The following is a 17346-nucleotide window of genomic DNA, read 5'->3' on the forward strand; positions in this document are numbered from 1 at the left end:
GCTCTTTTTGTATAACTACAGTTGACATGTATCTCTGATTGAAGTATTATAATATACATCGAAAGGGTAATGTTTTACCCCCAGGTAGCTATAATTTTATAGAATCATCCAGAGCAGCTGAGGGATTTGGCCCGGTGATGCTGCGGCAACCTGCTTGATGCATATGCAAGAGGCAAGGTGCTAAGTCCAACGGGTAACCGGCAGATGATAAGACAGTAGGTCGTCATTTGTTGACGACTTTTTTTATTAGCTGCCACTTTTGAGAGGAGATTGAGAATATGAGTAATGCAAAGCAGACAATTGGGAAAGGTCCGTTCCGCTATGATGTTGTGGGGAGTTTTTTACGACCTGAATCTGTAAAAAAAGCGCGCCAAGAAGTAGAAGCGGGGACTCTTGGTAAAGCGGAACTTCGTAAGGTAGAAGATGAAGCCATTCGCGACTTAATCGATAAAGAAGTTAACGTAGGTCTTAAAGCTGTAACAGATGGTGAATTTCGCCGTGCGTACTGGCATTTAGATTTCTTGGAACAATTGGTGGGCGTTGAACGTATTAAAGCGGACCATTGGTCCGTAGCTTTTAAAGGCCATCAGCCTAAAGCGGCCACTCTTAAAATTGTAGGCGATATCGACTTCCCGGATAACCATCCGTTTTTGGAAGATTTTAAATTCGTAAAAGCCACGGCCGGTGATAGAGCGGTTGCTAAATTTACGATTCCGTCGCCATCCATGCTCCATTTGATTTGCTGTGTTCGCGAAGAACATTATGAACCTATTGCGCAGTATAAAAATGAAGAGGCTTTATTTGAAGCCATTGCCAAAGCCTATCGTAAGGCGATTAAGGCATTCTATGATGCCGGTTGTCGTTATCTTCAGTTGGATGACACTTCTTGGGGTGAATTCTGCGATGAAACAAAACGCAAAGAATATGCGGCCCGTGGTTTAGATTTAAATCATATTGCTAAAAAATATGTAGAAGTAATTAATTATGCCTTGGAAGGTAAACCGGACGATTTAGCTGTAACTATGCATATTTGCCGCGGTAACTTCCGTTCCACTTGGTTCTCATCGGGGGGCTATGAACCGGTGGCGGAAACACTGTTCGGTCATTGTAACATTGACGGTTTCTTCTTGGAATACGATTCCGACCGTGCCGGCGGGTTTTCACCGCTTCGTTTTATAAAAAATCAGAAGGTCGTATTAGGACTCGTTACTTCCAAGTTCCCTGAACTTGAAAAAGAAGAAGACCTATTGGCTCGTATTGAAGAAGCCAGCTTGTATGTGCCAAAAGACCAATTGGCTTTGAGCCCGCAATGTGGTTTTGCCTCTACGGAAGAAGGCAATAATTTAACCGAAGAAGAACAATTTGCTAAGTTGGCACTCATTAAACGAGTTGCTGAAAAGGCTTGGGGGCCCTATGAAGAATGATGAAAGTCGCAATGTAAATAATATTTCGACTGAAGCTGCCACTTCACCCGATGGTAGTAAGAAGAGCCATGACAAGAGTGCGGGGCGGGAGGCGTTTCGCTACGCTTTTCCCTTAACCGTGCCGATTTGTGCGGGCTTCTTATTTCTGGGCATCTCCTACGGCCTCTTTGCCGTAGGACAGGGCCTGCCTTGGTATTTGCCGATTATTATGAGCGCGACCATCTTTGCAGGCTCTATGGAGTTTGTGACCGTCGCCTTATTGACCGCTCCCTTTGATCCGTTGGGGGCGTTTATTCTGGCCTTTATGGTTAACGGACGTCACATTTTTTACGGGTTGACCATGTTAACCCGCTATACTTCACAGGGGTGGAAAAAATATCCCCTTATTTTCGGCATGTGTGATGAGTCGTTTGCCCTCAACGCGACCGTAAATTTGCCGGATAATGTGGATAGAGGCTGGTTTTATCTTCATGTGACGTGGCTGAACTTTGTCTATTGGGTGCTCGGCGTGGCCATGGGCTCCATAGGCAGTCAATTCATTACCTTAAACTTAAAAGGTATTGAGTTTGTTCTAGCGGCCTTGTTTGCGGTTATATTCCTGGATATCCTGTTAAAGGGCAAAAATTTACTGCCCGGCTGTATCGGTCTCGGCGTGTCGTTCTTGATGCGTATTGTCTTGGGGCCGGATGTATTTATGCTGCCGGCCATGGCCCTCATGGTAGTTATCTTCAGTTTACTGTATAAGTTTAAGGGTAAAAAAGAAACGGATTTAGCAGATGAAGGGGGGACGGCTTCATGACAGCTTGGGAAATGACGATTACCATTGGCGCCGTCGTCCTTGGTACGATGGCTACGCGTTTTATTTCGTTTGTCGTTTTTGCCAAGTCGGAAAAACCGCCGGCCATCGTGACGTACTTAGGCGATATGTTGCCGGCCGCCGTTATGGGGCTCTTGGTGGTGTATTCGTTAAAGGATGTATCGCTCTCGGTAGCGCCGAACGGCATTCCGGAGGCCATTGCTTTGGTAATATTGGCGGCCGTTCACTATTGGCGGCGCAATTTATTGCTTAGCATTGCCGTAGGCACCATTGTGTACATGTTCTTGGTGCAGGAGATATTTTAGGTTGATTATATAGTTTAGTATGTAAATCGGATATAGTCCGACTCTTTCTATAATTAAGGGAAGAGTCGGGCTTTTTGTACGCCGAATAGGCATGACAAAACCCCCAGTTAAACTGGGGGTCGGTAAAAAATTCTTATAGAAAAGGAAAGAACCTCCTAATGATACAATGAAGTTGGTCTGGCAACCACAACATTTCAACTTAGGAGGTTCAATGTCAATGAATGACGTAAAAAGCTTATCACATAGTAAATGGAGATGTAAATACCATATTGTCTTTGCACCTAAGTATAGACGACAAGTTATATATGGGCGAATAAAAGTTGATATAGGGAAAATATTAAGAGATTTATGTACAAGAAAGAATGTGGAGATTATAGAGGCGGAGTGCTGCCCCGATCATATACATATGCTCGTTACTATACCTCCACATTTAAGTGTATCAAGTTTTATGGGGTATTTAAAGAGTAAAAGTAGCCTCATGATATTCGATAAACATGCTAATTTAAAATATAAGTATGGGAATCGACATTTTTGGTGTAGAGGATATTATGTGGATACGGTAGGCAGATACGAAGGAGCGATAAAGGAGTATATTCGCAATCAATTACAAGAAGATATAGCTCAAGATACGTTAAATTTTAAAGAATATATGGACCCGTTCACGGGTGAGCAGGTAAAGTAGGCAAAAATAAAAGCCCCCGAGTAGGGGGCAGCCAGTGGTAATAGAGTGGTTGTCAGATTACTCAAAGCCCTCTTTAGAGGGCAACCACTAGAGAAAGACCCTTATAGGGTCAGAGCAAACCACCCGTTCTACGGGTGGTTATGATTTGTTGTGAAAAATATAAATAGGCTACATATTGCGACAGTTCTATGACTATAAAGTATTGTTAAAGGGTTTTACAAACGATTTCTGATGATGTATTATGAGTATAACAAGTTTAGAAATCGATTTCGTAAATCGATTTCGTGAAATAAAAACAAAGTAGACTGTTAATTAAAGCATAAATTAGAACGTGATTGAATACATAGCTTAGAACGAGACTTAAAAAATTGATTTTAGCGTAGGGAGGTGCTGTATGGGAAAGGTAACAATCGCTGATGTGGCAGCTCGAACAGGTTTTTCAAAAACCACAATTTCACGCTTTTTAAACGGGAAATATGAATTCATGTCCGAAGAAACACGTAAACGTATCAGTGAAGTCATCAAGGATATTGAATATAAACCGAATCGCATGGCTCGCAGTTTGCGGTTGCAACAAAGTCATATGATTGGTGTTATCGTATCAGATATTTCAAACCCGTTCTCGGCCATCCTTTACACCGGTATTTCGGAGTATTGCGAACAACATGGCTTTACCGTGCTATTGGCTGATGCCGGTGATGATCCGGATAAGGAAAAACGCTATATTCAGTCGATGATTGCGCAAGGTGTGGACGGTCTTGTTATCAATGCAACCGGCGCGAATGTTTCATATTTGAACGAAGTGAATCGTACCATGGTGCCCATTGTGTTGGCAGATAGACCGGTTGAAGGCTGTGAATGTGACATAGTGTCTGTCGATACGAAGCAGGTGACGAAGGATAGTTTGGACTTATTGTTAAGTAAGGGGTATGAACGCATTCTTTTTGCTACGCGGCAAATTGGAACCAATGGAATTCGGCGTGAACGATTTGATGAGTTTTCGACACAGTATGAAGCCTTAACAAATCGCCAAGCTATGACGTTGGAATATACTAAGGCAGATAAAGAGTCTCTCAAAACGGCGATTCTTTCTGCCTTGGCAGCGGCCCGTGATGCCGGTGAAAAGCTGGCTTTATTTGCCGGTAATGGTGTTGTACTTAGTGATATGGCCTATTTATTAAGGCGCAATAAATTACGGAGCCCTGATGATGTGGGACTTTTCAGTTATGATAATTGGCCGTGGATGGATAGTATCGGACCGGGCATATCGGTAATAGAATTACCGTCGCATCAAATAGGCAGTGAATGTGCACGTCTATTGCTGCTGAGGGTTTCGGCTAGTCTTAAAGCGTCTGAGGATTTAGTGACATCGGAGGCTTCAGGTAGTACGTCTATGGCGAAGCAACATATTATTTTGTCGGGCAAAATTGTGGAGCGCGACTCCCTGTAAGAGATATTGGCATTTTAAAAATATATTTAGGAGGTATGGAGGGTGGCAAGAGTTTTAACATTTGGTGAGCCTATGGGGCTCATGGTGGCAACGGAGCCGAAGGCACTTAAAGATGTAACCACGTTTCACCGCTATGTGTGCGGTGCGGAGGTGAATTTTTCAGTCGGTATGAGTCGCTTAGGACATGATATGTCGTATATCAGCCGTGTCGGCAATGATCCGTTTGGTCAACATATTTTGGACTTTTTAAAAGAACAGCATATTAATACGGACTATGTTACGCTCGATGAGGTGAATCGAACGGGCATGCAACTTAAAGCAAAAACGTTGGAAGGCGATCCGGAGGTTGTTAATTTCCGGCGTTTCACAGCGTTCTCGTATATGGAACCGGCTATCGTTGATACAGTTGCTTGGGATAAATATGATCATTTACATGTTACCGGTATTCCGGCGGCGTTGTCGGATAGTTGCCGCGAAACATCCATAGCCATGATGAAAGCTGCTAAAGCACATGGGGGTCAGGTTTCCTTTGATACCAACCTTCGTCCTGCTTTATGGCCTTCCGAAGAAGCTATGCGTGAAACAATCAACTACTTGGCATCGTTAGCGGATATTGTGTTACCCGGCTTTGGTGAAGGGAAAATTTTGACTGGTTTTGATACACCGGAAGCCATTGCGGACTTCTATCTCAAACAAGGAGCCAAAGCAGTAGTTATTAAATTGGGAACTAAAGGTTCTTTTGTTAAAACAGAAGCGGAAGCCTTCTATGCACCGGCGTATGTGGTGGAACAGGTAGTCGATACGGTTGGAGCCGGTGACGGTTTTGCGGTGGGCACTATCAGCGGCCGCTTGGAAGGACTCAGTTGGGCGGATTCGGTTCGCCGCGGAGCAGCGATTGGTGCACTTCAGGTGCAGGTGGAAGGAGATAATGAAGGATTGCCTACACCGGAACAATTGGCGACGTATCAAAAGAGTGCTAAGTTAAGTGAATAAAATGTAGTTTATATACCTAACCTATAACTTAAAAAGTAAGCGCTTACACGCATTGCACGGTGTTTAATATTAGGTATAGTGACATAAAAAATAAAGTAATGGATATATTAGGAGGATTTTATCATGGACAAATTACAAGTTATTGAAACAGTAAAAAAAATAGGCGTTGTTGCCGTTATTCGCGGTAATACGCCGGATGAAGCAGTTCAGATTTCTGAAGCCTGCATTGCCGGTGGTGTAACGGCTATCGAAGTAGCTTTCACCACGCCACGTGCGCATGAAGCCATTTTGACTTTGTCTGAAAAATACAAAGATAATGCACAAGTTGTTATTGGTGCCGGTACCGTGCTTGATGCGGAAACAGCTCGCATGGCTATTTTAAATGGGGCTGCTTTTGTTGTTTCCCCTGCATTTGATGAAGCTACCATCAAATTATGTAATCGTTATCGTGTAGCTTGCATGCCGGGTACTACAACTATTCAAGGTGTAATCCAAGCCTTGGAATTGGGTGCCGATATTGTTAAAGTATTCCCTGGCGAAGTTGTGGGCAGCAAATTCATTAAAGCTGTAAAAGGCCCATTGCCACAAGCTCAAATGATGCCTACCGGCGGCGTAAGCATTGATAATGTAGCCGAATGGTTTAAAGCCGGTGCTGTTGCTGTCGGGGCAGGCGGCGCGTTGACCGGTGGCGGAAAATCTTTGACTGAAATTACCGAAACAGCTAAAAAATTCGTTGTTGCGGTGGCAGAAGCCAGAAAATAAGCTAGATAAGGTTTGAAGAATATAAAGAAATCCTCGAAGTGAATTGAGAATTAGTTCATAAACTTATTGGTTGTGACATTCTCCGGTAAACTTCGAGGATTTTTTTGTATTAAATTATTTAACGTAATACCATAGTTGCCGGTGGCAATATTAGTCATTTCGGCAAATATAGTATCTAATGTGTTGGCTGATTTAGTATTGGTATCATTAATTAATAACATAATATTGGAACCTAGTTTTTTAGTAGCACTACGGAAGTTTGTACCGGGCATAGCAGGTATTTTTGTTAAAATAACACCTGAGTTTAATAAGGTGTCATCAATATTATCGTAATAATCAGCGTATTCCTTCTTTAAAAGATTGAAATTTAATTTATTATCCGCGTACAAAATATCTACAAAGTTAATAGACTTCTTGAATTTAGTTTTGTTAAAATTAACAGCTTCAATTTGTAATGCCTGATTTATACCTACTTGTAACATTGCATTAGCCATAATCACTTGATTCAGGGGCAAGTTATCAGTCGAATCTCTAAATTTGCTTATTAGATCCTTTTTTGTAAGTAGTAATAGGGTAGAAAGTTGAAGAAAATTACGTAATGTTTTAATTTGCAGATCTATATTTTTTGAATTTTGGGGTAAATCAAAGTATTTTACAAAATATTTGTAATTAATGAATTTAAATATTTGACGCTCTTTTTCAAGTTCTTCGGATGATTTTATTTCAGCTAAGGCAGCATCATAAGTTGCTTGTAAATTTAGCCAAAACTCAATGCTGTTGTTGAACAGCCGAGCTAATTTTACAGCAATATCTATAGATAAATTTTGTTCGCCTCTGATTAAAAGACTAAGGTTCTTAGGTGTCGTATCCAAGCGTTTGGCAAAATCTTCTTGGGTAAGACCACTATCCTCAACTAATTCTTGTATATAGTAGCCCGGATGGAAGGCCATTTTATTATTGTACTCTATGTAATTATTCATAATGTTTGCTGACCTCTTTAAAAACAAATTACCTAACTAGTATTTTAATTTTAATTCTATATAACACAAATGTCAATGTTTTTTAAATATATAGGTGATTGTTTAAATGAAAAAGCTCATCTAAGTAAGCACTTAGATGAGCTAGTTTTAAATGTTATACTGCTTTCTAATTTCCGCCAACAACGCCTCGCAGCCTTTACTGATGTCATCATAGGTTTCGTCAAAGTTGCCGGTGTACCATGGATCTTTAACATCTCGTGATTCGCCGACGAAAGAAAGCATTTTCTTTACTTTACCGTCCGCGTCCGGGCCGATTACGCGACTCAAATTGCGACGATTGTTTTCGTCCATGATGATAAGATAATCTGCCGAATTGTAATCTGCTTTGGTCACTTGTCGAGCGGCTCGTGGTGTAAAGGGGATATTGAGGGCACGGAGTTTACTTTTTGTTCCGTGATGAGTGTCGTTCCCGATTTCTTCGCGGCTGGTGGCAGTGGAGTCGATTTTAAAATACTCGTTCAGATTTGCCTTTGTGACTAAATCTTTGAAAACAAATTCAGCCATTGGTGAACGACAAATATTGCCGTGGCAGACGAACTGCACGTGGATTGGTTTTTTCAGTGTTTTCATAAGCGCCCTTTTTACAATAAATACTATAAACAAAGTGGCGTGCTACATAGGCACTAAATCGTTTTAGACGAACTGGAGAATCATAGCAAACAAACTTAGAATCATTTGTTGCAGCGGAATCAACACCCAGGTCAGGAACGGCGTGTAAATGAGCAAGATTAGCATCAAAAAGCCGTAACGGGCCCATTGCCAATATTTCATCTGCCAGTATGGAGAGAGCATGTTGGAAACAATGTGCGCTCCATCAAGAGGCGGAATGGGAATCAAATTGAACAAGGCAAAGTTGATGTTAATGATTACCATGAGCGAGATTACCGTGTAAAGTCCGGAAGATACGTCGATGCCGTGGTTATTGATGAAAAACAGCACGAACGCGGATATAAAGGCAATGACTAGGTTGGCTGCCGGACCGGCGAGCGAAACGAGGGTGTCATCGCGTTTTTTATTTTTAAAATTAGCCGGGTTGATCATAACCGGTTTTGCCCAACCGAAATGCAAGAGCAAAAGCATCAACATGCCGAGTAAATCGATATGAGCGAAGGGATTCATGGTGAGTCGTCCCGTACGGCGCGGCGTATCATCGCCCAACGCGTCGGCTACTTTGGCATGCGCATACTCGTGCATGGCCATGGCAATGATGATAGCCGGTAAAGCGGCTACAATACTTAATAGATTAAAGTTAAACATAGTCAGCTCCTTTGTATGATGTAATGTAATTTATAGTATACCGTAAATTATCGATGTAAGCAAAAAAATCACCCATAATTTCTTAAATTGGTGGGTTCGAAAGAGAAGGGGCTTGTAAAAAGATAGGGACGTTTTCATAGGATGCACATTATTGGTATGAGCTTCATACTGACGATGCGCACCAATGGTGTGAGTCTCATACTGACAGTGCGGATGCGCACCAATGGTATGAGTCGATGGCTTGCTCCTTGCCGTCGTGGTTTTTATAATGGAGGTAGTGTTAAAAGATGAATGAGGCTTTGGGAGAACGCGCTTGAATTATCTGGATAAAAATAGGGGACAGACGGAAAAGTTAGTGTATTTTATAGGGGAGATGGATCTATGGCAAAAGTCGTAATTCCAATGAAATTGTTAAACCGTTTATATACGGAAGAAAAGTTGTCGACTTGGGAAATAGCCAAGCAATTGGGGTGTAGTCAAGATACGGTGGTTCGTCGTTTGCATGTGTATCAAATTCCGGTGCGGACGCGACGCAAGCAATTGCCGGAAGCGGAATTGGCTCACTTATATCAAAACGTCGGCCTTGGGGTTAAGCAATTGGCAGTTCGCTATCAATGTTCCCATACAACCGTAGCGGCCCGTTTACATGAAATGGGACTGTTAATGAACAAGAAGTCGGATTTTAGAGAGCCTACACCTTCTGTGAAACGCCAAATTATCAGTTTGTATAACAGCGGGCAAAGCGCCGGCTGGATAGCACAGCACCTTCGCATGTCTCGTTGGACCGTTTTGAAAACGCTGCGTAATAGCGGCATTGAGATTCGCCACAGCAATAAACGAGTGTATTTAAATGTTAAGGAATTGGCCTACTTATATGAGCAACGCCATATGTCGACGACGGAATTGGCGGCCCTGTATGACGTGAAACCGGCTACCGTAGCGGAACGGTTAAAAGAAGAAGGCGTTCGCTTGCGGGGAAATAATTTGGCCCTAGACATGTTTGAGGTGTGCAGGCGCTATCAGGAAGGGCATAGTCCGATGCAGATTGCAGACCAATTGGGATGTTCCTATTCGGCGGTGCGACGGCGATTGGACGCATGGCAAGGGTATAAGAAAAGGTCGTAAGCAAGTTGGTAAGAAAAGGCCGAAAGAAAATAATGTAAGTCGGTTCGTAAGAAAAGTCTGAAAGAAAAAACGTAAGAAAGGGCTGTAAGCTATCAAATAATTGTAAGAATAATAGGTGGGATTAATAGGGCGAAGTGTTGCATTATAAGGCCTGAATTCGTTATACTAGAGTGTATGAAAGAAACGTTTTTTCAATTAAACTTAGTAGAATGGAGTTAATCATGGAGATTGTTCTTGCACTGTTGCCTTATTTGACCGCCGGATTTTGTGCGGCTGTTGTTTCACGTTTCACCGGTGTGGCCTTATCGTTTATCGTAGTACCGACATTATTAATTTGGGGTGCTACACCGGCAGAATTAGTATCATTTATGCTTACTTTTGCGGTGTATAACGGGTTTACCTCGGAGACTCAGGATTTTCGCTTGAATATAAAAAACCTCGTATTGTTTAAAGGTTGGCGTTTGGCGATTCCCCTCGTAGGTTCCGTTGTGTTGTCCTTTATTATGCCACCGGCTGCCATTGCTTTCTTTATTTTCTGCTTTATTGCCGAATTGGCCATGAGCATGTACAACCGTTTACCGGCCAATGAAAAGCCGGAGCTCAAAGGCGTAATTCTCAGTGTTGTGACTGCCGCCGTATGGTGCTTGGTCGGTGTATTCGCCGTTCGCTTATTACCGGTTGATTACTACTTTATCTTAGTAGGTCTTGGTATTTTGGGCTTAACCGCTTTCACTTGGTATGCAAGTAAACATCGCGATGCGTTCCGTGGCACGTGGTCGGTTATTTGGAATTTCCTATTGTTGTTCTTAGGCTTGTTCGGTTTGGATATTTCCATATATGCCAAAGCATTGCGTCGATCCTTCCCAAGCAAACAGGACGTAATGATTCCGGTAATTTATTTTGTAGCTGCCTTCGTAGGTGTATTGGCACTTTTCGCATCCGACTTCTTATTCTCTATGGAAGCCTTGGTGGCAGCTGTTGGTGCCGCTATCGGCATGCGTTTGTTCGGCATGTATGAATTTAGCCAACGCGGCACATTCTCTTATGCAGCTATTGCCGTTACAATCTTGGCAGTAGTCAGCTTGTACTTGGTAAGTCCGGCGCCACACGGTTTAGTTAACATGGAAGAGTTGTTTAACGTGTATACCGGTCAATAATTAAATAATATTTAGTAACTAAAAGGCGGTTATGCAATTTCGAAATTGCATAACCGCCTTGTTTGTTTTAAACTGCTTTGTTGCTGATTCGCACTACTGTTAAGTAGGTCGCAGCGTTATTTTACTTATTTGAAAAATTTACCGGCAATGGCATTCAAACCGGCTTTGACAGATTCGTTAGCATTAAGTTCGCCATAGGCATCTTTAAGACTGGCAAACAAAGTTTGTAACTGGTCGGAGTTGAGGTTTTTAATATCATCAACACTGTTGATGTTCATGCCGTCAATATTATTTACTACATTTTTGAATTTTTCTTCGTCGAGTTTGAAGTATGAGCTAATCATTTCAATTAAGTTTTCTTGGATCATAGTGATACCTCCTTATGTGTTGATTATAACATAGGGAGAGGCCTCAATGCAGTAAATAAATTCAAAAAAATCGATTTATTTTTCGTTTTGTAAAAACAAGCGTATTTACTGACATATTTCAGCTCTATCGGTTAATTTATTGCAGAGATATTAGCTGCCTTACTTATCTAATTGCCATAAATTTAAATCAGCGTCCTTGTCGTAGCCACGGTGAATATCTTCAGGAAGCAAAGTTAGAATCATTTCAGCAGTTACACTAATTACGGCACTGGTCAAATGACCACCATGAGAATTACCTTCTTGGTCGGCGATTGTGATATGTAAGTGTGCATAGTAATCATCGTTAAGCTGATCGATAGTGCCGGTGATGGAGGTGATTTCAAAATCACCGGTTAAGCGATGGTGATAATACTTCTTTTCATCAGCATGATAGGTTTCGAGTACGATATCGTTGGTGGCACCTAAGCCTTGAATCATAGCTGAAGTGACACCTTCCTTGCGGGCAATAGTTTCGATTGAACTGACTAATTCTTCGCCCGGATTAAGGCGGAAGGCGATGTGAGTGTTGCCAAGACGTTTGTATTGCATTGTAAAGACTCCTTTTTCTCGAATAAAGATAAAAATTAATGTAATTTTGAAATATCAAATTGTATTCTAATGAAAGACGGTTTATAATCAAATTAGTAATGCTTAATATGTGTAAATAGAAATATAATTCCGAATATAAGTTAAAATTATTCTTTGAGTAAGTGCAGTATTGGAGATGAGACAGTATGAATGAATCAAAAAGGGTAATAAAAAACTCGACTCCGAGGAGTCGAGTAAGGTTCATATAAATGGCTCACGCCGAGCCGCCCGAAGGCAATGTCGATAAATCTTTATTTGAACTCGTAGTGTAAAACTAGTTTGGTCTCAACTAGTACATCTTTATAATAAGTGTAAAAATAAAATTTGTCAATTATAAAATTAAAAATTGAATAGAGTGACTGGTAATATGTAATTTTAAATAGTGTAAAAATTTTAGGAGGAGTATTATGAGGTTTCAAAACAAAAAAACAGGGGATTATTTTGTAGGTTTAGATATTGGAACAAATTCAGTGGGATGGGCAGTTACCAATGAAAAGTATGAGATATTACGCGCAAAAAATCATCGAATGTGGGGGAGTCGTTTATTTGAAGAAGGAAAAACGGCAGAGGAACGTCGGGTTCATCGTGCAGGGCGTCGTCGATTGAATCGACGTAATGATCGGTTGATGATTTTGGAAGACTTGTTTGCTGAAGAAATCTCAAAAGTTGATAAAGCCTTTTATCAACGCTTACACGAAAGTCAGTACCGACAAGAGCATAAAACCGTTTCAGGCCCATATTTTTTATTTAATGATAAAGAGTTTACCGATGAAGATTATCATATAGACTATCCAACAATTTATCATCTGAGAGTAGCTTTAATGAAAGCACCCGCTAAAGATGTTCGTTTATTATTTTTAGCAATTCATCATATCATAAAATATCGTGGTAATTTCTTACATGAAGGTGAAACATTTAAAACCACAGGTGGTCTTACTGATATATTACAACGAGTATTAGCTTGTAATGAATTTAGCGGTCTAAAACAACATATTGATGATACAGCATTAGTAAAACTATTAACCAATAAAGGGATTACACGTAGTGATATTGCCAAACAAATTAGTGAATTGGCAACAGATAAACTATATAGAAAACAGGCTAAAGCATTTGCGAGCTTAGTATTGGGGCTAAAAGCTAATTTAGACGATTTATTTAATGAACCTGAATATAAAGAATTAGATTCAGAAATTAGAACGGTAGAATTTTCAGGAAAAGAATATTGGGAAGAACGAGATAAATATGAACCTTATTTAGGGGAGAGTCTATTTGCTTTAGATGGTTGTAAGACTTTATATGATACATTGTTGTTATCAAATATTAAGCCGGATGGAAAGTACTTATCTGAAGCAAAAGTTGAAACATTTGAAAAACATCATGAACACTTAGAAAGTTTAAAAGACTTACTAAAAAGTAATAAGGCTTTATATAACCGGGTTTTACGTGATGATGAGAAGAACTTAAACAACTACATTACCTATATAGGTAAAAGTGAATTCAATAAACGTTGTTCCCGTGATGAGTTCTATAAATTTTTAAAACAAACAATAAAAGATATTTCGGATAATGAAAATAAAGCAGAAATTGTACAATTAATGGAGTTAGACAGCTTTTTGCCTTTGTTACGTGTTCGTGAAAATGGGGTTATTCCGTATCAGATTCATGAAGAAGAATTAGAACAGATTTTGAATGTATCAAGTGAAAAATATCCATTTTTGAACAAAGCTGATGGCTCGGGCTTTACAATAGCACAAAAAATATTAAAATTATTGACATTCCGTATTCCTTACTTTGTAGGACCTTTAAATCCTGCACATAAGGATAGAGACAATGGGTTCGCTTGGGTTGTTCGAAAGGCCCCGGGGAAAGTATACCCTTGGAACTTTGAAGATAAAGTAGATATTAGTGCTTCGGCTACCGCTTTTATTGAGAATTTAACTAATAAATGTACCTATTTAATCGGTGAAGATGTTTTGCCTAAATACTCCTTGGCGTATTCGAAATTTTCTTTGCTTAATGAGCTTAATAATTTACGCTATGACGGTAAACCATTGTCTTATGAAACGAAGCAATCATTTATAAAAGATTGTTTTGAAAAAGAACACAGAAAAATGACTGAAAAGCGTATTAGGGAATTTTTGAAACATTTGGGTGGAACAGATGGAAAAGGTGCCCTTACAGGCTTAGATGTAGATATTAAGAGCGATTTAAAATCGTATCGCGATATGGTTCGCATACTAGGTGATGGTTTTGATGAAACAATGGCGGAACGGATTATTCGGTATGTGACTTTATTTGGTGAAGCTAAAAAAGTATTATTAAGTACCTTAGAAATAGAATTTGGTGATGATTTAAGTGATACTCAGAAAAAGCAGATTCTAAAACTTCAGTATCGTGACTGGGGTCGTTTATCAGCCACGCTTTTAAAAGGTATTAAAGGCGTAGCGGGTGATAATCCTGAGTGCAGTATTTTGGAATGCATGGAACAACAACCATTGAATTTGATGGAAGTTTTAAGTTCGCATAATACATATTTAGCTGCGATAGAAGAGTTTAACAAAGAACGTACGGAGCCAACAGATATAGTAGACTATAAGCTAGTTGATGATTTATACATTTCACCGGCAGTAAAGCGTTCTGTTTGGCAGACATTACGCATTTTAGATGAAATTACAAAATTACGCGGTAGTGTACCTAAGAAAGTATTTGTGGAAGTTGCCCGAACAAATCGAGCAGAAAAGAAAAAAACTGATTCAAGAAAAGAACGCTTATTACAATTATATAAAACAATTAAGGATGAAGGACGTAATTGGACAGAAGAAATTAAACAGCGTGATGCAGGCGACTTTAATTCTAAAAAGTTATTTTTGTACTACACTCAACAAGGTCGCTGTATGTATTCGGGCGAAAAAATAACAAGTATCGGTGACTTGTTTACGTCTAAATACGATATTGATCATATTTATCCTCGTAGTGTAACTAAGGATAATAGTTGGGATAATTTGGTATTAGTTAAAGCAGAGCTTAATCGTGAAAAGAAAGATATCTACCCGATTGAAAAAGATACACAAGATAGATGTATTAGCCTATGGAAGCAATTATTAGAACAAGGTTTAATCAGCGAACGAAAATATGAAAGACTGGTTCGCACGACTCCGTTGACAGCTGATGAATTGGCAGATTTTGTTAATCGCCAATTAGTAGAAACTAATCAATCGGTTAAAGCGGTTACTAATTTGTTGAAACGTTTATATCCGGATACAACCATCTGCTATGTTAAAGCTGAAAATGTATCAGATTTTCGCCAAGAAAGAGAATTTGTTAAATTACGCAGTTTAAATGCTCATCATCATGCAAAAGATGCTTACCTAAACATTGTGGTAGGTAATGTTTACCATGAAAAGTTTACAAATAATCCTCGTAACTTTATTAAAAATGCAAGATCTGATAAAAAACGTCCATATAGTTTGAACCATATGTTTGATTATCTATTGCAAGTAGGCAATAAAGAGATTTGGAATCCTAAAACCGATAATAATTTGGTTAAAAAAATGATGCGCAATAATGATGTACAAGTAACTAGGATGCTAGTTGAACAAACAGGAGCTCTATATGATGCTACTATTTATAAAGCAAGTGTAACTAAATCCGAAAGCTATGTGCCGTTAAAATCAAGTGATGCAATTTTAAGTGATGTTAAAAAATACGGTGGGTTTACAAGTATAAAAATTGCTTACTACAGTATTTTCCGTTTCTATAAGAAGAACTCTGAAGAATTTGAAACTCACATTATTTCTATTCCTGTATTAAAAGCAGGTACGTTAAACTCTAAGGAAGATTATGTTGCTTATGGCGAAGAAATTATGAATAAGCAAAAGTTTGATAGGGTAGAGTTGGTTTATAAAAAGCTATGTATGAATTCTTTGGTTCGAATTAATGGTGTTATGTATTATTTAGGTGGCAAAACCAATAATAGTTTATATATTGATTCAGCTATATCTTTAGTACTGCCAGACAATATTGCAAAAAAAATAAAAGCTGTTGAAAAATATATTGCCAGAGTGGCAGAGAACGGAAATTATAAGCCTCAACCTGATCAGGTGAGTCCTGAGTTTAATATGATTATTTATAAAGCGTTAACAGAAAAAATGAAACAGCCTGCATTTGTTGGATTAAAAACTAATAGAGAGAATGAGTTAGAAAAAGAGACTACAATTACAGCATTTATTGCGATGACATTAATAGAACAGTGCAAAATGCTGATGGAAATCTTAAACTTGTTGACTCAACAAAAAACGACCTATGCACTTAAACCTATTGGTGTATCGGCTTCAAGAAGTACATTAGGAATGAATATAACCGGTTTAAGTGAATTTACAATTATAACTCAATCTGTAACAGGTCTGCAAGAAAAAGAAATACGAATTATTTAGCCATTATTGAGCAAGTAAGGAGTTAATATATGGGGTGGCGCATTGTTGTAGTAGATAGTCGTGCGAAATTAGATTTTAAAATGAATTACATGGTAATTCGTAAAGATGTTGGTTGTGAGCGAGTCTATGTAAGTGAAATGCAAGTATTGATAATAGCTTCAACGGCGGTCAGTTTGACCGCCGCCTTGCTCAACCAATTGACTAAGGCTAAAGTGAAAGTGGTATTTTGTGATGAGAAATTTAATCCGGCCAGTGAACTAGTCGCTTTATATGGTAGTCACAATACAAGTAAATGCTGTCGAGATCAAATTGCTTGGGATGAAAGAACAAAGCAAGCTGTTTGGACTGTATTGGTACGTGAAAGAATAAATAATCAGGCTAAACTACTAAAGAGGTTAAAAAAAGAAGAATATAGTCTCATAGAATCGTATGTGTCCGATATGATGTTTAATGATGAATCTCACAGAGAAGGTCATGCGGCAAAAGTATATTTTAACAGCCTATTTGGCAAGCTTTTTACGCGAGATGATGCCTCTAATATTAATGCGGCCTTGGATTATGGCTATACTATTTTGTTATCTGCTATTAATCGGGAAATCGTAGCCATGGGATATTTGACTCAATTTGGTATAAATCATTGTAATCAATATAACCCGTTCAATTTAAGCTGTGATGTAATAGAACCGCTCAGGGGGATTGTAGATAAATATGTTGTGGGATTAAAACATAGCAATTTCACACGTAAAGAGCGATTAGAATTAATTGACTTATTAAATAAACAAGTTAAAATTGATGGAAATCGCCAATACTTAAGTGCTGCGATAAAAATATATTGTAAGAGTATATTTGATGCATTGAATGAAAATGATGTTAATTTAATAAGGTTAGTGGAGTATGAGCTATAGA

16 protein-coding genes and 1 riboswitch are annotated in these 17346 nt (G+C 39.2%); of the genes, 11 read left to right on the forward strand and 5 right to left on the reverse strand.

Annotated features, from left to right (window positions below; genetic code table 11):
- Positions 1 to 101 precede the first annotated feature (101 nt).
- Positions 102 to 211, forward strand: a riboswitch (SAM riboswitch).
- A 67-nt stretch (positions 212 to 278) separates the two neighbouring features.
- From CCC71_RS03985 to CCC71_RS04015, 7 genes are all read left to right on the forward strand, one after another.
- The gene (locus tag CCC71_RS03985; RefSeq protein WP_021841104.1) at positions 279 to 1424 is read left to right on the forward strand and encodes a 5-methyltetrahydropteroyltriglutamate--homocysteine S-methyltransferase; all 1146 of its coding nucleotides are present in this window, start codon (positions 279 to 281) and stop codon (positions 1422 to 1424) included.
- Positions 1414 to 2223, forward strand: a complete 810-nt coding sequence (locus CCC71_RS03990) for an AzlC family ABC transporter permease (protein ID WP_296333048.1) — start codon at positions 1414 to 1416, stop codon at positions 2221 to 2223. The genes CCC71_RS03985 and CCC71_RS03990 overlap by 11 nt, the downstream gene beginning before the upstream one ends.
- Positions 2220 to 2546, forward strand: a complete 327-nt coding sequence (locus CCC71_RS03995; RefSeq protein WP_021841106.1) for a branched-chain amino acid transporter permease — start codon at positions 2220 to 2222, stop codon at positions 2544 to 2546. Before CCC71_RS03990 ends, CCC71_RS03995 begins: the two co-directional genes overlap by 4 nt.
- Before the next feature lie 217 nt (positions 2547 to 2763).
- Positions 2764 to 3228, forward strand: a complete 465-nt coding sequence (gene tnpA / locus CCC71_RS04000; RefSeq protein WP_156703932.1) for an IS200/IS605 family transposase — start codon at positions 2764 to 2766, stop codon at positions 3226 to 3228.
- A 394-nt stretch (positions 3229 to 3622) separates the two neighbouring features.
- A complete protein-coding gene (locus CCC71_RS04005) occupies positions 3623 to 4678 on the forward strand; it encodes a LacI family DNA-binding transcriptional regulator (RefSeq protein ID WP_156704002.1) in 1056 nt (351 codons plus the stop codon).
- Between the two features lie 42 nt (positions 4679 to 4720).
- Positions 4721 to 5671 (forward strand): sugar kinase, encoded by a 951-nt coding sequence (locus CCC71_RS04010; RefSeq protein WP_156704004.1) that lies wholly within the window; start codon positions 4721 to 4723, stop codon positions 5669 to 5671.
- A gap of 123 nt (positions 5672 to 5794) precedes the next feature.
- Positions 5795 to 6433, forward strand: coding sequence for a bifunctional 2-keto-4-hydroxyglutarate aldolase/2-keto-3-deoxy-6-phosphogluconate aldolase (locus CCC71_RS04015; protein ID WP_021841109.1), 639 nt, complete (start codon positions 5795 to 5797; stop codon positions 6431 to 6433).
- A 50-nt stretch (positions 6434 to 6483) separates the two neighbouring features.
- Here CCC71_RS04015 and CCC71_RS04020 read toward each other — a convergent pair whose 3' ends face one another.
- The 3 genes from CCC71_RS04020 to CCC71_RS04030 all read right to left on the reverse strand — a co-directional run bounded on the left by CCC71_RS04020 (position 6484) and on the right by CCC71_RS04030 (position 8730).
- Complete coding sequence (locus tag CCC71_RS04020) at positions 6484 to 7413, reverse strand: HigA family addiction module antitoxin (protein ID WP_296333051.1); 930 nt, start codon at positions 7411 to 7413, stop codon at positions 6484 to 6486.
- Between the two features lie 147 nt (positions 7414 to 7560).
- The gene (locus CCC71_RS04025) at positions 7561 to 8043 is read right to left on the reverse strand and encodes a low molecular weight protein-tyrosine-phosphatase (protein ID WP_021841111.1); all 483 of its coding nucleotides are present in this window, start codon (positions 8041 to 8043) and stop codon (positions 7561 to 7563) included.
- A 63-nt stretch (positions 8044 to 8106) separates the two neighbouring features.
- A complete protein-coding gene (locus CCC71_RS04030; protein WP_021841112.1) occupies positions 8107 to 8730 on the reverse strand; it encodes a site-2 protease family protein in 624 nt (207 codons plus the stop codon).
- 381 nt (positions 8731 to 9111) lie between these two features.
- Here CCC71_RS04030 and CCC71_RS04035 point away from each other — a divergent pair, with 381 nt between their 5' ends.
- Positions 9112 to 9855, forward strand: coding sequence for a helix-turn-helix domain-containing protein (locus CCC71_RS04035; protein ID WP_021841113.1), 744 nt, complete (start codon positions 9112 to 9114; stop codon positions 9853 to 9855).
- Positions 9856 to 10076: 221 nt separating this feature from the next.
- Entirely contained in the window at positions 10077 to 11012 is a 936-nt protein-coding gene (locus tag CCC71_RS04040; RefSeq protein WP_021841114.1) for a hypothetical protein, read from the forward strand.
- Positions 11013 to 11137: 125 nt separating this feature from the next.
- On the opposite strand, the gene CCC71_RS04045 is transcribed toward CCC71_RS04040, so the two are convergent.
- Complete coding sequence (locus CCC71_RS04045) at positions 11138 to 11380, reverse strand: hypothetical protein (protein ID WP_021841115.1); 243 nt, start codon at positions 11378 to 11380, stop codon at positions 11138 to 11140.
- Between the two features lie 159 nt (positions 11381 to 11539).
- Positions 11540 to 11968, reverse strand: coding sequence for a PPC domain-containing DNA-binding protein (locus tag CCC71_RS04050; protein ID WP_021841116.1), 429 nt, complete (start codon positions 11966 to 11968; stop codon positions 11540 to 11542).
- Between the two features lie 446 nt (positions 11969 to 12414).
- Here CCC71_RS04050 and cas9 point away from each other — a divergent pair, with 446 nt between their 5' ends.
- Both cas9 and cas1 read left to right on the forward strand, forming a co-directional pair.
- Positions 12415 to 16440, forward strand: coding sequence for a type II CRISPR RNA-guided endonuclease Cas9 (cas9, locus tag CCC71_RS04055; protein WP_021841192.1), 4026 nt, complete (start codon positions 12415 to 12417; stop codon positions 16438 to 16440).
- Positions 16441 to 16469: 29 nt separating this feature from the next.
- Positions 16470 to 17345 (forward strand): type II CRISPR-associated endonuclease Cas1, encoded by an 876-nt coding sequence (cas1, locus tag CCC71_RS04060; RefSeq protein WP_296333055.1) that lies wholly within the window; start codon positions 16470 to 16472, stop codon positions 17343 to 17345.
- Position 17346 lies beyond the last annotated feature (1 nt).

The sequence above is a fragment of the Veillonella sp. LMAG:90 genome (genome assembly GCF_008679445.1).
GTDB lineage: Bacteria > Bacillota > Negativicutes > Veillonellales > Veillonellaceae > Veillonella_A.